The organism is Martinezella dioscoreae, from assembly GCF_009176305.1.
Lineage (GTDB): Bacteria > Pseudomonadota > Alphaproteobacteria > Rhizobiales > Rhizobiaceae > Rhizobium > Rhizobium dioscoreae.
This window is the reverse complement of record NZ_BLAJ01000002.1, coordinates 621,441-637,123: the sequence shown is the minus strand read 5'-3', so window position 1 is coordinate 637,123 and position 15,683 is coordinate 621,441. Positions and strand designations below refer to the sequence as shown.

Here is a 15,683-nt window from a genome sequence, read left to right as displayed (position 1 = left end):
TCGCTTCATGCCGCCTGTTCGGCGTCCATCTGTTCGAAAACCTGCTTGGCGATCTTGATCGCGTGGTTTGCCGCCGGCACGCCGGCATAGATCGCCACATGCAGAAGCGCCTCGCAGATATCGTCGCGCGTCGCGCCGGTGTTGCGCGTGGCGCGCACATGCATTGCCACCTCGTCATCCTGGCCGAGTGCCGCCAGAAGCGCGATCGTCACGATGGAGCGCTCGCGACGGCTGAGCGTCGGGCGCGACCAGACGTGCCCCCAGGCCGCTTCGGTGATCAGCTCCTGGAAAGGCTTGTCAAACTCTGTCACGCCCTGTTGCGCGCGATCGACATGCTCGTCGCCCAGGACTGCGCGGCGCGTTGCCATGCCCTGTAGATAGCGCTCGGACGGCATGGTGGGGTCATTCATCAGGCTTGCTCTCCATGCAGGACGACATCGATGAAGGCACGGATGACTTCGGTCAACGCCTCGGGTTGTTCGACGCAGGGGATGTGGCCCGCGTCCTTGATAACTTCATAACGCGCATTCGGAATGAGCTTTGCCGTCGAAAGCACCAGCTCCGGCGGCGTCGAGCCGTCCTGATCGCCGACGATGCAGATGGTTGGCACGGCGATCTTTGCCGCGGCTTCGGTCAGATCGGCATCGCGAAGGGCCGCGCAGGTAGCGGCATAGCCCGCAACCGGCTGGCGGATCAGCATGTTGCAATAGCCGGCATAGGCGAGGTTTTCCAGACGACGGAAGGCGGGCGTGAACCAGCGCTCCATGATGGAATCGACGATGGATTCGATACCATCAGCCTCGACCTTGGCGATGCGGGCATTCCAGCTCTCGGTCGTGCCGATCTTGGGGGCAGTATCGCAGAGGATCAGCGCCCGCACCAGATCCGGCCGCCGCTGATAGAGCGACTGCGCGATCAGCCCGCCGACCGACAGGCCGCAGATAATGGCATTCTTGACCGAAAGGAAATCGAGCAGGCCAGCGAGATCGGTGGCGTGATCTTCGATGGAATATGGCATCTGCCCGAGATCGGAGAGACCATGGCCGCGCTTGTCGTAAAGCACGATGGCGAAATCGCCGGCCAGACGCACGATCACATCCCGCCAGATCCGGAAATCGGTGCCGAGCGAATTGGCAAAGACAAGAACCGGCTTGTCGGCGGGGCCGCCAATGATCTGGTAATGGATCGTGACGTCGTTGATGCGGGCAAACTGCACTGGAAATCTCCTCGGGTGCGAGATTGGATGTATAATCTGGTTAGGTAAAATGATATTTCTTTGCTCTACGATAACTCCAGGGTTATGAGTGAGCATGCTCGACGCACGCATAAAGTTCCGCCATCTGCAGACCTTTGTCGAGGTTGCGCGCCAGAAAAGCGTGATCAAGGCGGCTGGCCTGCTGAATATCAGCCAGCCGGCGGTGACGAAGACCATTCGCGAGCTGGAAGAAGCGCTTGGTGTCGCCGTCTTCGAGCGCGACGGGCGCGGCATCCGCATCACCCGCTATGGCGAAGTCTTTCTCCGCCATGCCGGTGCCGCGTTGACAGCACTCCGACAAGGGCTGGACTCGGTTTCGCAGGAGCGCTCCGGCGAAGCGCCGCCGATCCGCGTCGGCGCATTGCCGACGGTTTCGACGCGGATCATGCCGCGGGCAATGGATCTGTTTCTCAAGGAAGAGACCTGGAGCCGCATCAAGATCGTGACCGGCGAAAACGCGGTCCTTCTGGAGCAGTTGCGCGTCGGCGACCTCGATCTCGTCGTCGGCCGATTGGCAAGCCCGGATAAAATGACCGGCTTTTCCTTCGAGCACCTCTACTCCGAACAGGTGGTTTTCGCCGTCAGGGCCGGCCATCCCTTGCTGTCCGGCACGCAATCGCTGTTTTCCGATCTCAGCCGCTACACAGTCCTGATGCCGACGCGCGGCTCGATCATCCGCCCTTTCGTCGAGAGCTTTCTGATCGCCAACGGCGCCGGCGGACTGCCCAACCAAATCGAAACCGTCTCCGACTCCTTCGGCCGCGCCTTCGTGCGATCGAGCGACGCCATTTGGATCATCTCGGCCGGCGTCGTTGCCGGCGATGTCGATGACGGGCTGCTGGCGCTGCTGCCGATCGACACCAGCGAGACGAAGGGGCCGGTGGGATTGACCGTTCGCACCGACGCCATCCCCACCCTTCCCTTGTCGATCCTGATGCAGACCATCCGGCAAGCGGCAAGCGAGATCGCCAAGAAGCTCTAAAAGCTCGCTCAGAACGGCAGGCCGACATAATTCTCGGCGAGCGCGGTCGACGCGGCACGCGAATGGGTGAGATAGTCGAGTTCGGCTTCCTGGATTTTCTGGTCGAAATCGCTGGTATCGGGAAAGCGATGCATCATCGTTGTCATCCACCAGGAGAAGCGCACCGCCTTCCAGACCCGGGCGAGCGCATGAGCCGAGTAGGCATCCAATCCGGTATTGGAGCGATCCTGATAATGCTCGACAAGACCCGAAAACAGGTAATGCACGTCGCTTGCCGCCAGATTGAGCCCTTTGGCACCGGTCGGCGGCACGATATGGGCGGCATCGCCAACCAGGAAGAGGCGGCCAAAACGCATGGGCTCGGCCACGAAGGAGCGCAGCGGCGCGATCGATTTCTCGAAGGATGGTGCGGTCACCAGCGCCTCGGCATGATGGGCCGGCAATCGACGGCGCAGCTCGTCCCAGAAGCGATCGTCGCTCCAGTCCTCGACCTTCTCGTCGAGCGGACATTGGATGTAATAGCGGCTGCGCGTCATCGACCGCATCGAGCAGAGCGCAAAACCACGGGGATGGTTGGCATAGATCAGCTCGTGATTGACGGGCGCTACTTCCGCCAGCACGCCGAGCCAGCCGAAGGGATAGACCTTCTCGAAGCTGCGGACTGCCTTTTCCGGAACCGATTTGCGGCTGACGCCATGAAAGCCGTCGCAGCCGGCGATGAAATCGCAATCGATGCGATGGGAAACGCCATCCTTCTCGTAGGTGAGATAGGGCATATCACCGTCAAAACCGTGCGGCTGGACATTGCTCGCGCTGTAGATGGTCTGCACACCGCTTTCCTCGCGCCGAGCCATCAGATCGCGGGTCATCTCCGTCTGTCCATAGATGACGACCCGCTTGCCGCCGGTGAGACCATGAAGGTCGATACGATGATCGCGGCCGTCGAAGGCGAGCGAAAAGCCATCATGCGGCAAGCCCTCGGCATGCAAACGTCCGCTTGCCTTAGCCTCGTCCAGCAATCGGACGGTGCCTTCCTCCAGCACGCCGGCGCGCACGCGGCCGAGAATATAATCCTTGCCGACACGATCGAGAATGACATTATCGATGCCGGCCTCCGTCAGTAGCTGGCCGAGCAGCAGCCCGGACGGCCCCGAACCGATAATGGCGACTTGAGTGCGCATCGTCTCTCCTCCCATGCGTATTTCTTGCCTCAAGTCTCTTCGGCGCGAGGTAAGTCCGCAATGGACATTTCGGTCATGAAATTGCACAAATCGAACATGGTAAGCGAGGAGTGCCATGACGAAGACCGTGCCGACTTATGAGCTCTATGGCGAAAATACCGGCCGAAAGCCGGATTTTTGGCTACATTGCGAGACAATTCCCTCCCGCAGCAGCCTTCATCATTGGGAGATCCGCCCGCACCGGCATGAGAGCTTTTTCCAGATCTTGTACATACAAGCCGGATCGGGCGATGCCGTCTTTGACGGAATTCCCCATGCCATCACGCCACCCGCCGTCATTACGGTGCCGCCGCGTCTCAATCACGCCTTTCGGTTCTCGCGCGATATAGACGGCTTCGTCATCACGGTGCTGATTTCGCATCTGAAGGCCTCGCCGGGCGATCGCAGCCGGTTGGGCGCATGGCTTGCTGCTCCGCATCTGATCTTGCTCGATCCTGACGATGAAGACGCAGCCTACGTCGCCAGCACATTGAGGCGCCTGGGGGAAGAATTTGCGAGCCACCGCAACGGCCGCAACGATCTGCTGGATGCCTATCTGACTTCGGCCTTGCTGCTGACGGCCCGCATCGCCCAAAAGGCTGATGAGGAATCCAATCCGGGCGACGAAAGCGAGCGCCGCATGGAGATGCTGCAGGGCCTGATCCAGCGCCACTTCCGCTCGCACAAGCCGGCCGCCTTCTACGCCGAGAGCCTTGGCATCTCGCCGGCCCATCTCAGCCGCATCGTGCGTGGCAGAACCGGGCATGGCGCGCACGAGCTGATCACACGCAAGCTGCTGGATGAGGCCAAGCGCGAGCTGGTCTTCACCTTCGCGACCGTTCAGGAAATCAGCTATCGCCTCGGCTTTGCCGATCCCGCCTATTTCTCCCGCTTCTTCGTCAAGCAGACCGGGCAAACGCCTCGCGCCTGGCGAATTGAGGAGAGGGAGAGGCTAGGAATGTGAACAGAAATCAATCGGGTAATCACCCGCCGCCGTGGTTCGAGACGGCCTTACAGGCCTCCTCACCATGAGGGCTAATCCTCTCACTTCGCCAAAGAGGCTCCAAAGCATATCGAGCGTCGGGCATGCTCCATCCTCATCCTGAGATGCGCAGCCGAAGGCGGAGCCTCGAAGGACGAGGATGGCCCCGAAAATACACAAAAGCTACGGCAGCACCAGCCGCAGTGCCTTCTGCGTCTCTTTCAGCAGCGACAGAAAGCGCTCGGCCATGTCGGAAGCCGCGACATAGGCGGCCGGTGCGCCGATATTGATCGCCGCCACAGTCTGGCCACGGTCGTTTTCGACCGGCACGGCAATCGAGCACAGCCCGATCTCCAGTTCCTGGTCGATAACGGCGTAGCCCTGTTCCCTCACCCGGCGGAATTCCGCCATCAGCTCCTCCGGATCGGTCCTGGTATTGGGCGTGTTCGCCTTGAGGTCGGTTCGCCCAAGCACGGAGCGCGCCTCGCTTTCCGGCAAAGCGGCCAGCAGAACGCGGCCCATCGAGGCGCAGAAGGCCGGAAGCCGGCTGCCGGGCGTCAGGTTGATCGACATCACCCGGCGCTGCGAGGCGCGGGCGATATAGACGACTTCCGTGCCGTCGAGCACGGACGCAGAGGCATTCTGCCCGGCGCGCTCGGCAAGCTGATCGAGATGGGGCTGGATGATCGTCGGCAGCGGCGTCGCGGCCAGATAGGCGTGGCCGAGCCTCAGGATCTTCGGCGTCAGCGTGAAGAATTTGCCGTCATAAGTGGCATAGCCGAGTTCGGAGAGCGTCAGCAACGAACGGCGCACGGTGGCGCGATCGAGGCCGGTCAGCTTCGATGCTTCGGCAATCGTCAGGCGCTGCTGCGTCTCGCCGAAGGCTTCGATGACTTTCAATCCTTTGGCAAAGCCGCTGACGAAATCCGTTTCGCGCATCTCTGATCCCCGATTTTGGCGGCATTTTGTGCGATATATGAACAAATATCAAATATCGCACAAAATAATTGCCGTCCAGCCCTTGCTGATCTATTCGAAAGGAAGAGGACGGGGCGCCTTGGTCCGCCCGCATTGGCAAGTGGGAGTTTGCGCATGGATAAGACAATTGCGAGCACTGCAGCTGCCGTCTCCGAGATCGGTGATGGTGCGACCGTCATGATCGGTGGCTTTGGCGGCTCCGGCGCGCCGATCGAACTCATTCATGCGCTGATCGACAAAGGCCCGAAGAACCTGACCGTCATCAACAACAATGCCGGCAACGGGCGTATCGGCATCGCTGCGATGATCGATGCCGGCATGGTCAGGAAGATGATCTGCTCCTTCCCGCGTTCGTCCGATCCGCGCGCCTTCACCGACCGCTATCTAGCTGGCGAAATAGAGCTGGAGCTGGTGCCTCAGGGGACGCTCGCCGAACGTATCCGTGCCGGCGGCGCCGGCATTCCAGCCTTTTATACCCCAACCGCCTATGGCACCGAACTCGCCAACGGCAAGGTCATCGCCGAATTCGACGGCCGCCACTATGTTCAAGAGCGCTGGCTCAAGGCCGATTTTGCCATCGTCAAGGCTGAAGTCGGCGACGTGCAGGGCAATCTCATCTACAACAAGGCCGGCCGCAATTTTAATCCGCTGATGTGCATGGCCGCGGCCAAGACGATCGCACAGGTCTCGAAAATCGTTGCCGCCGGCGAGCTCGATCCCGAACACATCGTAACCCCCGGCATCTTCGTCAATGGTGTCGTTGAAGTCGCTGATCCGCAGCAGGAAGAAAATCTCATTCGAGCTGGAGTGGCCTACGTATGACCATCGACACACGCGAAGACATCAAGCTCTCCAACGCCCAGATCGCCTGGCGCGCGGCTCAGGATATCGAAGACGGCGCCTATGTTAACCTCGGCATCGGTTTTCCGGAAATGGTCGCCCGCTACCAGCCTCCAGGCCGCCAGGCGATCTTCCACACCGAAAACGGCATCCTGAATTTCGGCGAGCCGCCGGCGGAAGGCGAGGAAGATTGGGATCTGATCAACGCCGGCAAGAAGGCCGTCACGCTGAAGCCGGGCGCCTCCTTTTTCCACCACGCCGATAGCTTCGCCATGGTGCGTGGCGGCCATCTGGATGTCGCGATCCTCGGCGCCTATCAAGTGGCGCAGAATGGCGATCTTGCCAATTGGCGCGTCGGCTCCAAGGGTGTGCCTGCCGTCGGCGGAGCCATGGATCTGGTCCATGGCGCCAAGCAGGTCTTCGTCATCACCGAACATGTGACGAAGGACGGCAAGCCGAAACTGGTGGAGGCCTGCACCTTTCCGCTGACCGGTGTCGGCTGCATCACCCGTATCTATACGAGCCATGCAGTCATCGACATTGGCAAGCAAGGTTTCGTCGTGCGCGAAAAACTCGCTGCCATGACGATGAACGAGCTGCAAGCGATGACCGGTGCGCCCCTGCATACAGACGGCCCGGTTGCCGACCTGATCGTGCCGACGCTCTAAAGCTCGTTGCGATCTTTCAGATTCGCGCGCAATGCTTTAAGCTTATAATATTTCGCATGCCGTAGGGAGAAGACCATGACCGAAGCCTTCATCTGTGATTACATCCGCACGCCGATCGGCCGCTTCGGCGGATCGCTTTCTTCCGTCCGCGCCGACGATCTCGGTGCCGTGCCGCTGAAAGCGCTAATCGAGCGCAACGGCTCGGTCGACTGGGAAGCCGTCGATGATGTCATCTATGGCTGCGCCAACCAGGCGGGCGAGGACAATCGCAACGTCGCGCGCATGGCAAGCCTGCTGGCCGGCCTGCCGATTTCAGTGCCCGGCACGACGATCAATCGGCTTTGCGGTTCGGGCATGGATGCCGTTATCGCAGCCGCCCGCGCCATCCGCGCCGGCGAGGCTGATTTGATGATCGCCGGCGGCGTCGAAAGCATGTCGCGCGCGCCCTTCGTCATCCCCAAGGCTGAAAGCGCCTTTTCGCGCAATGCCGAGATCTACGATACCACCATCGGCTGGCGCTTCATCAACCCTGTCATGAAGAAGCAATACGGCGTGGATTCCATGCCGGAAACCGGCGAGAACGTCGCAGAAGATTACAAGGTCAGCCGCGAAGACCAGGACGGCTTTGCCGTTCGTTCGCAGGCAAAGGCAGCCACGGCACAGGAAAACGGCCGGCTTGCCAAGGAAATCACTTTGGTCACGATCCCGCAGCGCAAGGGCGATCCTGTCATTGTCGGCAAGGACGAGCATCCGCGCGCAACCACCATGGAGGCGCTTGCAAAGCTCGGCACGCCCTTCAAGAAGGAAGGCGGCACGGTGACGGCCGGCAACGCCTCCGGCGTCAATGATGGCGCTGCCGCGCTCATCATTGCTTCAGAGGCAGCTGCCAGGAAATACGGCCTGACACCGATTGCCCGCATTCTCGGCGGTGCGGCCGCCGGTGTTCCCCCGCGCATCATGGGGATCGGCCCGGTTCCCGCCTCCCGCAAGCTCATGACGCGCCTCGGCATGGACCAGGAACAGTTCGACGTTATCGAATTGAACGAGGCCTTCGCTTCGCAGGGGCTTGCCGTGCTGCGCGAACTCGGCATTGCCGATGATGATACGCGCGTCAACCGCAACGGAGGCGCCATCGCGCTCGGTCATCCGCTTGGCATGTCCGGTGCCCGCATCACCGGTACCGCCGCCCTGGAGCTGAAGGAAACCGGCGGCCGCTATTCGCTGTCGACCATGTGCATCGGCGTCGGCCAGGGCATCGCCATCGCGCTGGAACGGGTCTGATCGTTGCGAACAGGCGGGGGTCCGGCGCCACATGAGCGGCGGATCATGCTCGCGGCCGAAACCCGACGCCGGGTCATTGAAGGCTGCAACCAGCGATAAAACTGGAACGGCAAAGGTTCTGGCGCGTTTTTCCTGCTGCTCAGTGGGATCAGTCCATGCCATCACGCCAGAATGTCTTAAAAGCATTTCCGTCAACCGCCGTTATCATTCTCATTGCCATCACCCTGTTGCTGTCGATTGCGCAATCCGCCTTCGCTGTCGAAGGGCAGAAGGCCAGCCACCCTTCGGAAGGGCTGTTCCTGGTCCAGATCATTCTGCTTGTCGTATCGGGCAGGCTGCTCGGCGAATTGATGGTGCGCATCGGCCAGCCATCGATCATGGGTCAGATCATCGCCGGCATCATTCTCGGCCCCTCCCTTTTCGGCCTGATCTTCCCGCATACACAAGCGAGCCTTTTTCCTTCGGACGGCGCGCAAAAGAGCATGACCGACGCGATCGGCCAGCTCGGCATTCTCTTTCTCCTGCTGCTCGCAGGCATGGAGACCGATCTCGCTCTTGCGAAACGCCTGCGCAAATCGGCGGCCGGCGTTTCGTTGACGGGCATCGTCATTCCCTTTGCGGCCGGCTTTGCACTCGGCGAGCTCATCCCGGACGCCTTTCTTCCCGATCCCGAAAAGCGGCTGGTCACATCACTTTTTCTTGGTACCGCGCTTTCCATTTCTTCCGTGAAGATCGTCGCCTCCGTCGTCCGCGAAATGGATTTCATGCGCCGGAACATCGGTCAGCTGATCGTCGCTTCGGCCATTATCGACGATACGGTTGGGTGGGTCATCATCGCCATAACCTTTGGTCTTGCGGAAAAAGGGACGGTCGATCTCATGACACTGGCGACCAGCGTCATCGGCACACTGGCCTTCATGGCCGTGAGCTTCACTGTAGGACGGCGGATCGTGTTCGAGATCATCCGCTGGACCAACGATAATTTTCGCAGCGACCTGCCCGTGCTCAGCGCCATCGTTGCGATCATGGGCGGGATGGCCATCATCACCAATCTCATCGGCGTCCATACCGTGCTCGGCGCCTTCGTCGCCGGCATTCTCGTCGGTGAATCGCCGATCCTTACCCGACAGATCGACGTCCAGCTTCGCGGCTTGACGACGGCGCTGTTCATGCCTGTTTTCTTCGGGCTGACTGGCCTGCAGACCGATCTTACCGTGCTTGCCGATCCCTCCATCTTGCTGCTGACGGCCGCCATCGTCATCATAGCGAGCATCGGCAAGTTCGGAGGCGCTTTTGCCGCCGCCAAGTTTGGCGGCTATTCGGCATCCGAAGCTCTGGCGCTCGGCTGTGGAATGAACGCCAGGGGATCGACGGAAGTCATCGTCGCGACCATAGGCCTGTCCGTCGGCGTATTGGACGAAAAACTCTTCTCCATCATTGTCGCCATGGCCGTCATCACTACGATGGCGATGCCACCAACACTTCGCTGGGCGCTTGCCCGCCTGCCATTGCGCGAAGAGGAGCGTGACCGGCTCGAACGTGAAGAATTCGAAAGCGAAAGCTTCCTCGGAAATTTCGAACGCATCCTGCTGACCGTGGATGGCTCGCAAAGCAGCCGCCTCGCCACGTGGATCGCCGCCTTCTTCGCCGTGACGCGCAAGATGCCTGTCACCGTCCTGGATATCAGGGAACCACGCGACGCAATACACGATCCAAATGATACAGCGACGACAGGCGCAGCGCCGCAAGGTCGAGCCGTCGCTGACGATTTGAGACAATGCGCGACCGATTTACTCGCGTCGGCTTCCCCGAAGCAGGATATGGCCAGCGAAAGCGATATCCATGTTACGGTCCGGGAGAAGAACGACACGCTGGAAACCATGCTCGAAGATGTCTCGGGTGCCGGCCACGATCTCCTCTTCATGGGCATCGAACCGACCATGGGCGAAGACGGGCGCTTCAGCACGGCCCTGCAAATCATGACCTCTGCCTTCCAGGGAACGTCAGCTATCGTAACAGCACGCGGTATGCTCCCCGAACGTCCCCAGGACTTGAGAATCCTGCTGCCGGTCAGCGGCACCGAACGCTCCGTCCGGGCAGCCGAATTCGGGCTTGCGATTGCGAAGGCGGCGGGAGCCCATTGCGCCCTGCTGCGGATCGTTGAACCGCGACAGGTCAGAGCCATTCCGCGCATCAGCGACCGAGGCAATGACCAATGGGACGTTCTCAACAAGGTCGGCGCGATCGCGGATTACTATGGCGTCGAGATCGAGAAGGTGGTTCAGCAAGGACCGTCACCGGAGCTCTCGATCCTGCGGCACGCCCGAAGCGGCAAATATAATCTGATCGTGCTCGGCGTGAGCAAGCGAGCCAGTGGCAGCCTCTCCTATGGCAGCGTGGCAGACACACTGCTGCAAACGGCAGACAGATCATGCGTCTTCATTGAAACCGACCTGGCCGCCTCGCAGGCAATTCGCGAATAGCCCTGTCCGTCAACGGTGGGATGGATCAAGAGAATCAATAGGCGCCATCAGCACTATTCATTTCTCGAACGTAGCCCCGTGAAGCATATTGACCGGCAGCACGATCTTTTGCAGAGCCCGATATGTCCGACCTTATCCTTTCGCGCGACCATGAAGAAGCCGATACGCGGGAAGGATGGAAGGTCGTTGCCGCCACCCATGTGCTGACGACCGTGACGTTCGGAGCCGCCTACTCCTTCTCCGCCACTTTGCCGGGGCTTGCTGCGGAGTTCAATGCGTCGCGCGGCGAGGTCGCCCTCGTCTTTTCCATTTCCGCATTTCTCTTCTACTCGCTCGGCGCGATTGCCGGGCCTCTCGCCGACAGATGGTCGTCGCGCAGCCTTGTTCTTCTGGGACTGGGAGCAATGATCATTGGCTATATCGCCGCTAGTCGTGCCGGATCCTTGACCGCACTTTACATCTGGTATGGCTTCGGCGTCGGATTTGGGATCGGCCTGTCATACGTTCCGGCGATCGGAGCGGTGCAATCCTGGTTCATCCACAAACGAAGCCAGGCGTCGGGCGTCGCGACGGCCGGGATTGGGCTTGGGACCTTGATCCTGCCCTTCGCCATCGGCCAGGCTCTTCCCTTCATCGGCTGGCGAGGGTGTTTCCTTGCGCTTGCCTGCATCTTCGCCATTTTTGGCATACCGGCGGCTCTGCTTGTCCGCAAGCGCCGTGACGGTACGATCTCGTTCCCGGCGCACGCCGGCAATCCCAAGCTCCCCGCTATATGGCGCGACGGACGGTTCTGGCTTTTCTATATGGTGCTTCTCCTGTCCTCTCTGTGCACCTTCATCCCCTATGTTCATATCGTCGCCGCCGCCCGCGACATGGGACTTTCCATTCAGGACGGAACCGCCCTTGTCAGCGTTATCGGTGTCGGCAGCGTCATCGGCCGCTTCTTTCTGGCAGGCCTGGGAGATCGCTTCGGCCGTCGGCAACTCCTGGCATCGCTCACCCTTGCAGTCGCGGCCTCCTTTGCCATATGGGCGTCGGCATCAGGCATGATCCAGCTGATCTTGTTCGCATTGATCTTCGGCATGAGCTATGGCGGGTGCGTCGGCCTTTATCCGGCTGTCGCCGCCGATCTGTTCGGCACACGCCAGATTGGTGCGGTTATCGGGTATCTCTATTCGGCCGTGGGTGTGGCAGCCCTGATCGGGCCAACTGCAGCAGGCTTTATTTTCGACCATACCGGCAGCTATTCCGGCCCGATTATCGCAAGCGGCCTCGCGGCATTCGCAGCAGGCTTTATCGCGTTGCGCCTTGGGAAGAAGTCCTAGAGCTGAGCTGCGATTGCAGCCTTGTCGATGACAGACCAGACGTTCCGGATTCGCCCGTCCAGAAACTCATAGAAGACATTCTCGGCAAACTGCACCCTTCTGCCATTCACCGCCATACCGAACAGCATTCCCGTCGGCCTACAATCAAATTGCAGGCGACTTGCGACGCGTGGCGGTTCGCAGATCAGTAGAGTGATATCGAAATGAAGATCGGGAATGGCGCGAAAATCGCCTTCGAGCATTTGCCGATAGCCTGATAGTCCAATGTAGGCGTCATTGTAATGCACGTCTTCATGGACGAATTTACCCAGATTCGACCAATCCTGCTTGTTCAGGCAGGCAATATAGCCTCGGTAGATCTCGGACAGATCGACGCTTGCCATTCTCATCACCCACGCCCTGGAGGCGGCCTGCGCTTCAGGCCGATGCCTGCAGACGGCGGCGACTCGTATGCATCATCGTAATCGGATGCTTGAGCGCCGGTGCCGGACGGCCGATATGGTATCCCTGAACGGCATCGATGCCAAAGGATTTGACGAGATTGAGCTGCTCCTCGTCCTCCACGCCCTCGACCAGAATGCGATGGCCGCGATTGCGCACCAGGCCGATGATGTCCTCGAGAAGGATCTTCGCACCGTCGTTGCTTGCCGCGTCATGCAGGAAGGATTTGTCGATCTTGACGGTTTCGAATTCCATCAGCCGCAGCCATGACAATCCGGCAAAACCTGTGCCGAAATCATCCAGCCAGAATTTGATGCCGAGCTTCTTGAGATCCTGAATGCTGTCGAGGACATCGGGGCGTATCTCCATATCGACGCCCTCGGTGATCTCGAACGCCACCCTGTGACCCGAAACGCCCGTTTCCGCCAGAATAGCGGCCACCTGTGCGGCGAAACCCGGAGCCCGAAGCTGGATCGGGGAGACGTTTATGCTGACCGTGTCGACAATGTCGCGAGTAAGCAAATCACAGCAGGCCCTTCTGATCGCCCAATAGCCGAGTTCCATGATGGCGCCGGTGCGTTCCGCTATCGGGATAAAGACGGCCGGAGAAGCATTCGATCCGTCGAGCAACTGCAGGCGCATCAGAGCTTCATAGGCACCGATTTCTCCAGTCTGGAGATATTGGATCGGCTGATAGACCAGCGAGACGAGGTTCTGCTGGATGGCGATCTTCAAAATGGCCGCGATATTCTCGCTCGCATCGCCGCCCGGCAGCTCGTTCGGATCGAAGATCCGTGCGCAATTGCGGCCGCTCGCCTTTGCCGAATACAGAGCACGGTCGGCCTCGTTGATCACGTTCTCCAGCTTCGCGCCGGCGACGTCTCTCGTAATGGTCGCTCCAACACTCACCGTGACATGCCGGAAGCCGTCCAGACGTTGTGCATGGACGATATCGAGAGCCTCTATCCCCTGACAAATGGCATCCGCCAGAGCCAGCGCATCCGAACTGCTCTCCAGATCGAGGATAACGATGAATTCCTCGCCGCCATAACGTCCGACCGTTGCCCCGAGTGGAGCAACGATGTTCGACAGCGCATTGGCAACCGTCACAAGGCAGTGATCCCCCTCCTGATGGCCGTAATAATCATTATACTTCTTAAAGAAATCGACATCGACCAGCAGGATGGCGAATGCTGCGCCCTTCTCGCGCCAGCGATCCCAAAATTGTTTCAGCCTTATATCCGCGGCTCTTCTGTTCTCCATCCCGGTCAGGGAATCCGTAATCGAAAGCCGCAGAAGCGCCTCGCCGCGTTCCGTCGCCTGGCGCTGCTGCAGCTCCGCTTCCCTGGCATTGAGAAAGACGTTGAAACGCTCCTTGTTCAGTTTCCAGTTCACATAGGAGGTGAACACGAAGCAGCAGAGATAGAAGGTGGTGAAGGCCAGACAGTAGGCGGCGCTATAATGAAATTCCATCAGCGACAGCAGGAAAAAGGCGAAGATCAGCCCTGATGACATCAGTGCCAGGCCGAACTCAAGGCTGAAGAACAGGTTAACGCCCATCATGAAGATGGCGCCGAAGGCGGCATAATAGGAGAATGCCTCGGCATTGGCCGTCTGCAATGCCGGCAGCAGCCACACGACATATCCAAGAACGACGGCCGCAGCACATGTCGCCTCAAGCTCGCCGGCACGACGTTGCCGCGAAAACTGCATTTCCAGGATCAAAAGCGAAAAGCCCCCGATCAGAAACCGCGCAGGGATCGTCACGTGCGAGACGTCGGGAATGAAGACCAGATCTGTGACCAGGAAGAGGATATAAACGGGCACGGCAAGCCACAGACCGCTGCGAGCCAAGACGCGCCGCGCATCGTTGCTATAGGCTTTGTAGAGCCCGCGCAGCTCATCGGGGCGGTTAGTCATGCGAGCCTCGCTCTGACCAAGATCGCTGTTTCCCGACAATCGACGCATGCTCATCATCACCCGAGTTAGCCGAGACCTCATGTCCACCGCGTTACCTTTGCGTCGCTCGAATGAACAAATCGCTCGCTTCACCACGGCGGCTAATTTGATCCGTTTGATAACGACAGCGTTGCCGCAGCGACATTAACAAAACCATAGCGCTCAATTTTTATATGAGATATGGTTTGCGTAGTGTTCACGGAATGATTTAAAATTGAAACAATTTCAAACCGCTCTTGATGGCTTCAGCCTCGTTACCTCCCAGTCCATCTCGGAACATACGAGATCGTCCGGTAACAACATTGCAACCGACCAAATAAAGGAGGGCGAGGCTGAACTCGCCCTCATTCTCTCCCTCACGCAGCAGGCGTTCGAAGCAAACGCGCCCGTTCCAGGCACCATGCAAGCCTTGACGGAGCGTCTGCAGGCGCTGAAAAACAAGACGACACCCCTGACCTGGGCACATCTCGCCTCGGTGGCGCAGGGACATCCCGTGTCGTCCTACCTGTTGCAGGACCCTCTGACGCGATGGTCCTTCGAAAAACCGCGCGGCTACAGCGGCGATGCCTATCTGCTGGATTTCATCTATGAACATCCGGCCGTTGCCGCACAGGTGGCGGAAGCTTCGGCGCTGGGCGCAGAAGTTTACGATTTCACCCGGCGCGCACCATCCGCCGTCGCCGTGCGAGAAAGGCGGGAGATCCTGGCAGCCCACGTCGATGCAGTGGCGGAGGCGACGGATGGCGCCGAAGTCCTGGCAATCGCGGCCGGCCATCTTCGCGAAGCGGAGCTCTCAAAGGCTCTGCAGAGCGGCAGGCTCAAGCGCTGGGTCGCGCTTGATCAGGACCCGGTCAGTGTCGGGGCGGTGAGCTCGACCTTCCATGGCACCTGCATCGAAGCGATCAACGGCTCCGTTCGCACCATTCTGGGGCGCGCGCAGAAGCTTGGTACGTTCGACTTCATCTATGCAGCCGGCCTTTACGATTATCTGGCCGAAAGCGTAGCCGTGCGTCTGACGGAACGCTGCCTGCAGATGCTGAAGCCCGGCGGCAAGTTCCTGCTCGCAAACTTCGCCAAGGATATCGGTGTCGAAGGTTATATGGAGACCTTCATGAATTGGCCGCTGATCTGGCGAACGGACGAGGATGTCCAGTCGATCATCGACAAGGTCAAGCACCCGATCGCTGATGTTTCCCTTACACGCGGCGAAAACGGTGGCGTCATATACGCCGTTCTGACCGTATAGCCGACGGCAAGCGTGATGAGCGG

14 protein-coding genes are annotated in these 15,683 nt (G+C 59.8%); 8 read left to right on the top strand and 6 right to left on the bottom strand.

All coding sequences use genetic code 11. The features are described 5' to 3' along the window. Positions 1-5: 5 nt before the first annotated feature. Positions 6-410, bottom strand: coding sequence for a 4-carboxymuconolactone decarboxylase (pcaC, locus tag GDN47_RS09555; RefSeq protein ID WP_113329585.1), 405 nt, complete (start codon positions 408-410; stop codon positions 6-8). After that, positions 410-1,216, bottom strand: coding sequence for a 3-oxoadipate enol-lactonase (gene pcaD / locus GDN47_RS09550; protein ID WP_152093146.1), 807 nt, complete (start codon positions 1,214-1,216; stop codon positions 410-412). The genes pcaC and pcaD overlap by 1 nt, the downstream gene beginning before the upstream one ends. A 94-nt stretch (positions 1,217-1,310) precedes the next feature. Between pcaD and pcaQ the strand changes: the two genes are divergently transcribed. After that, positions 1,311-2,237 (top strand): pca operon transcription factor PcaQ, encoded by a 927-nt coding sequence (gene pcaQ, locus GDN47_RS09545; protein WP_152093145.1) that lies wholly within the window; start codon positions 1,311-1,313, stop codon positions 2,235-2,237. 8 nt (positions 2,238-2,245) lie between these two features. Here pcaQ and pobA read toward each other — a convergent pair whose 3' ends face one another. Further along, positions 2,246-3,418: a 4-hydroxybenzoate 3-monooxygenase gene (gene pobA, locus GDN47_RS09540; protein ID WP_152093144.1), complete on the bottom strand. Its 1,173-nt coding sequence runs from the start codon at positions 3,416-3,418 to the stop codon at positions 2,246-2,248. Between the two features lie 115 nt (positions 3,419-3,533). On the opposite strand from pobA, the gene GDN47_RS09535 reads away from it, so the two are divergent. After that, positions 3,534-4,421, top strand: a complete 888-nt coding sequence (locus GDN47_RS09535; RefSeq protein ID WP_152093143.1) for a helix-turn-helix domain-containing protein — start codon at positions 3,534-3,536, stop codon at positions 4,419-4,421. Between the two features lie 201 nt (positions 4,422-4,622). Here the strand turns inward: GDN47_RS09535 and GDN47_RS09530 are convergent, their stop codons facing one another. Then, positions 4,623-5,378: an IclR family transcriptional regulator gene (locus GDN47_RS09530; protein ID WP_113329580.1), complete on the bottom strand. Its 756-nt coding sequence runs from the start codon at positions 5,376-5,378 to the stop codon at positions 4,623-4,625. A gap of 153 nt (positions 5,379-5,531) precedes the next feature. Here GDN47_RS09530 and GDN47_RS09525 point away from each other — a divergent pair, with 153 nt between their 5' ends. The 5 genes from GDN47_RS09525 to GDN47_RS09505 all read left to right on the top strand — a co-directional run bounded on the left by GDN47_RS09525 (position 5,532) and on the right by GDN47_RS09505 (position 12,014). Next, positions 5,532-6,239 (top strand): 3-oxoacid CoA-transferase subunit A, encoded by a 708-nt coding sequence (locus tag GDN47_RS09525; RefSeq protein ID WP_069610268.1) that lies wholly within the window; start codon positions 5,532-5,534, stop codon positions 6,237-6,239. Next, the gene (locus GDN47_RS09520) at positions 6,236-6,925 is read left to right on the top strand and encodes a 3-oxoacid CoA-transferase subunit B (protein WP_113350650.1); all 690 of its coding nucleotides are present in this window, start codon (positions 6,236-6,238) and stop codon (positions 6,923-6,925) included. Before GDN47_RS09525 ends, GDN47_RS09520 begins: the two co-directional genes overlap by 4 nt. Positions 6,926-7,000: 75 nt before the next feature. Further along, a complete protein-coding gene (gene pcaF / locus GDN47_RS09515; protein WP_113329577.1) occupies positions 7,001-8,206 on the top strand; it encodes a 3-oxoadipyl-CoA thiolase in 1,206 nt (401 codons plus the stop codon). 155 nt (positions 8,207-8,361) lie between these two features. Further along, positions 8,362-10,689 carry a cation:proton antiporter domain-containing protein gene (locus GDN47_RS09510; RefSeq protein ID WP_152093142.1) on the top strand — a complete coding sequence of 776 codons (2,328 nt, stop codon included), beginning with the start codon at positions 8,362-8,364 and terminating at the stop codon, positions 10,687-10,689. 122 nt (positions 10,690-10,811) lie between these two features. Further along, entirely contained in the window at positions 10,812-12,014 is a 1,203-nt protein-coding gene (locus GDN47_RS09505; protein WP_152093141.1) for an MFS transporter, read from the top strand. Here the strand turns inward: GDN47_RS09505 and GDN47_RS09500 are convergent. Together GDN47_RS09500 and GDN47_RS09495 are read right to left on the bottom strand one after the other, a co-directional pair. Further along, positions 12,011-12,397 carry an ester cyclase gene (locus GDN47_RS09500; protein WP_113329574.1) on the bottom strand — a complete coding sequence of 129 codons (387 nt, stop codon included), beginning with the start codon at positions 12,395-12,397 and terminating at the stop codon, positions 12,011-12,013. The genes GDN47_RS09505 and GDN47_RS09500 overlap by 4 nt on opposite strands. 34 nt (positions 12,398-12,431) lie before the next feature. After that, the gene (locus tag GDN47_RS09495; RefSeq protein ID WP_233789830.1) at positions 12,432-14,375 is read right to left on the bottom strand and encodes a putative bifunctional diguanylate cyclase/phosphodiesterase; all 1,944 of its coding nucleotides are present in this window, start codon (positions 14,373-14,375) and stop codon (positions 12,432-12,434) included. Positions 14,376-14,628: 253 nt separating this feature from the next. On the opposite strand from GDN47_RS09495, the gene GDN47_RS09490 reads away from it, so the two are divergent. Next, entirely contained in the window at positions 14,629-15,660 is a 1,032-nt protein-coding gene (locus tag GDN47_RS09490; RefSeq protein WP_113329572.1) for a class I SAM-dependent methyltransferase, read from the top strand. The last annotated feature ends 23 nt before the right edge of the window (positions 15,661-15,683 follow it).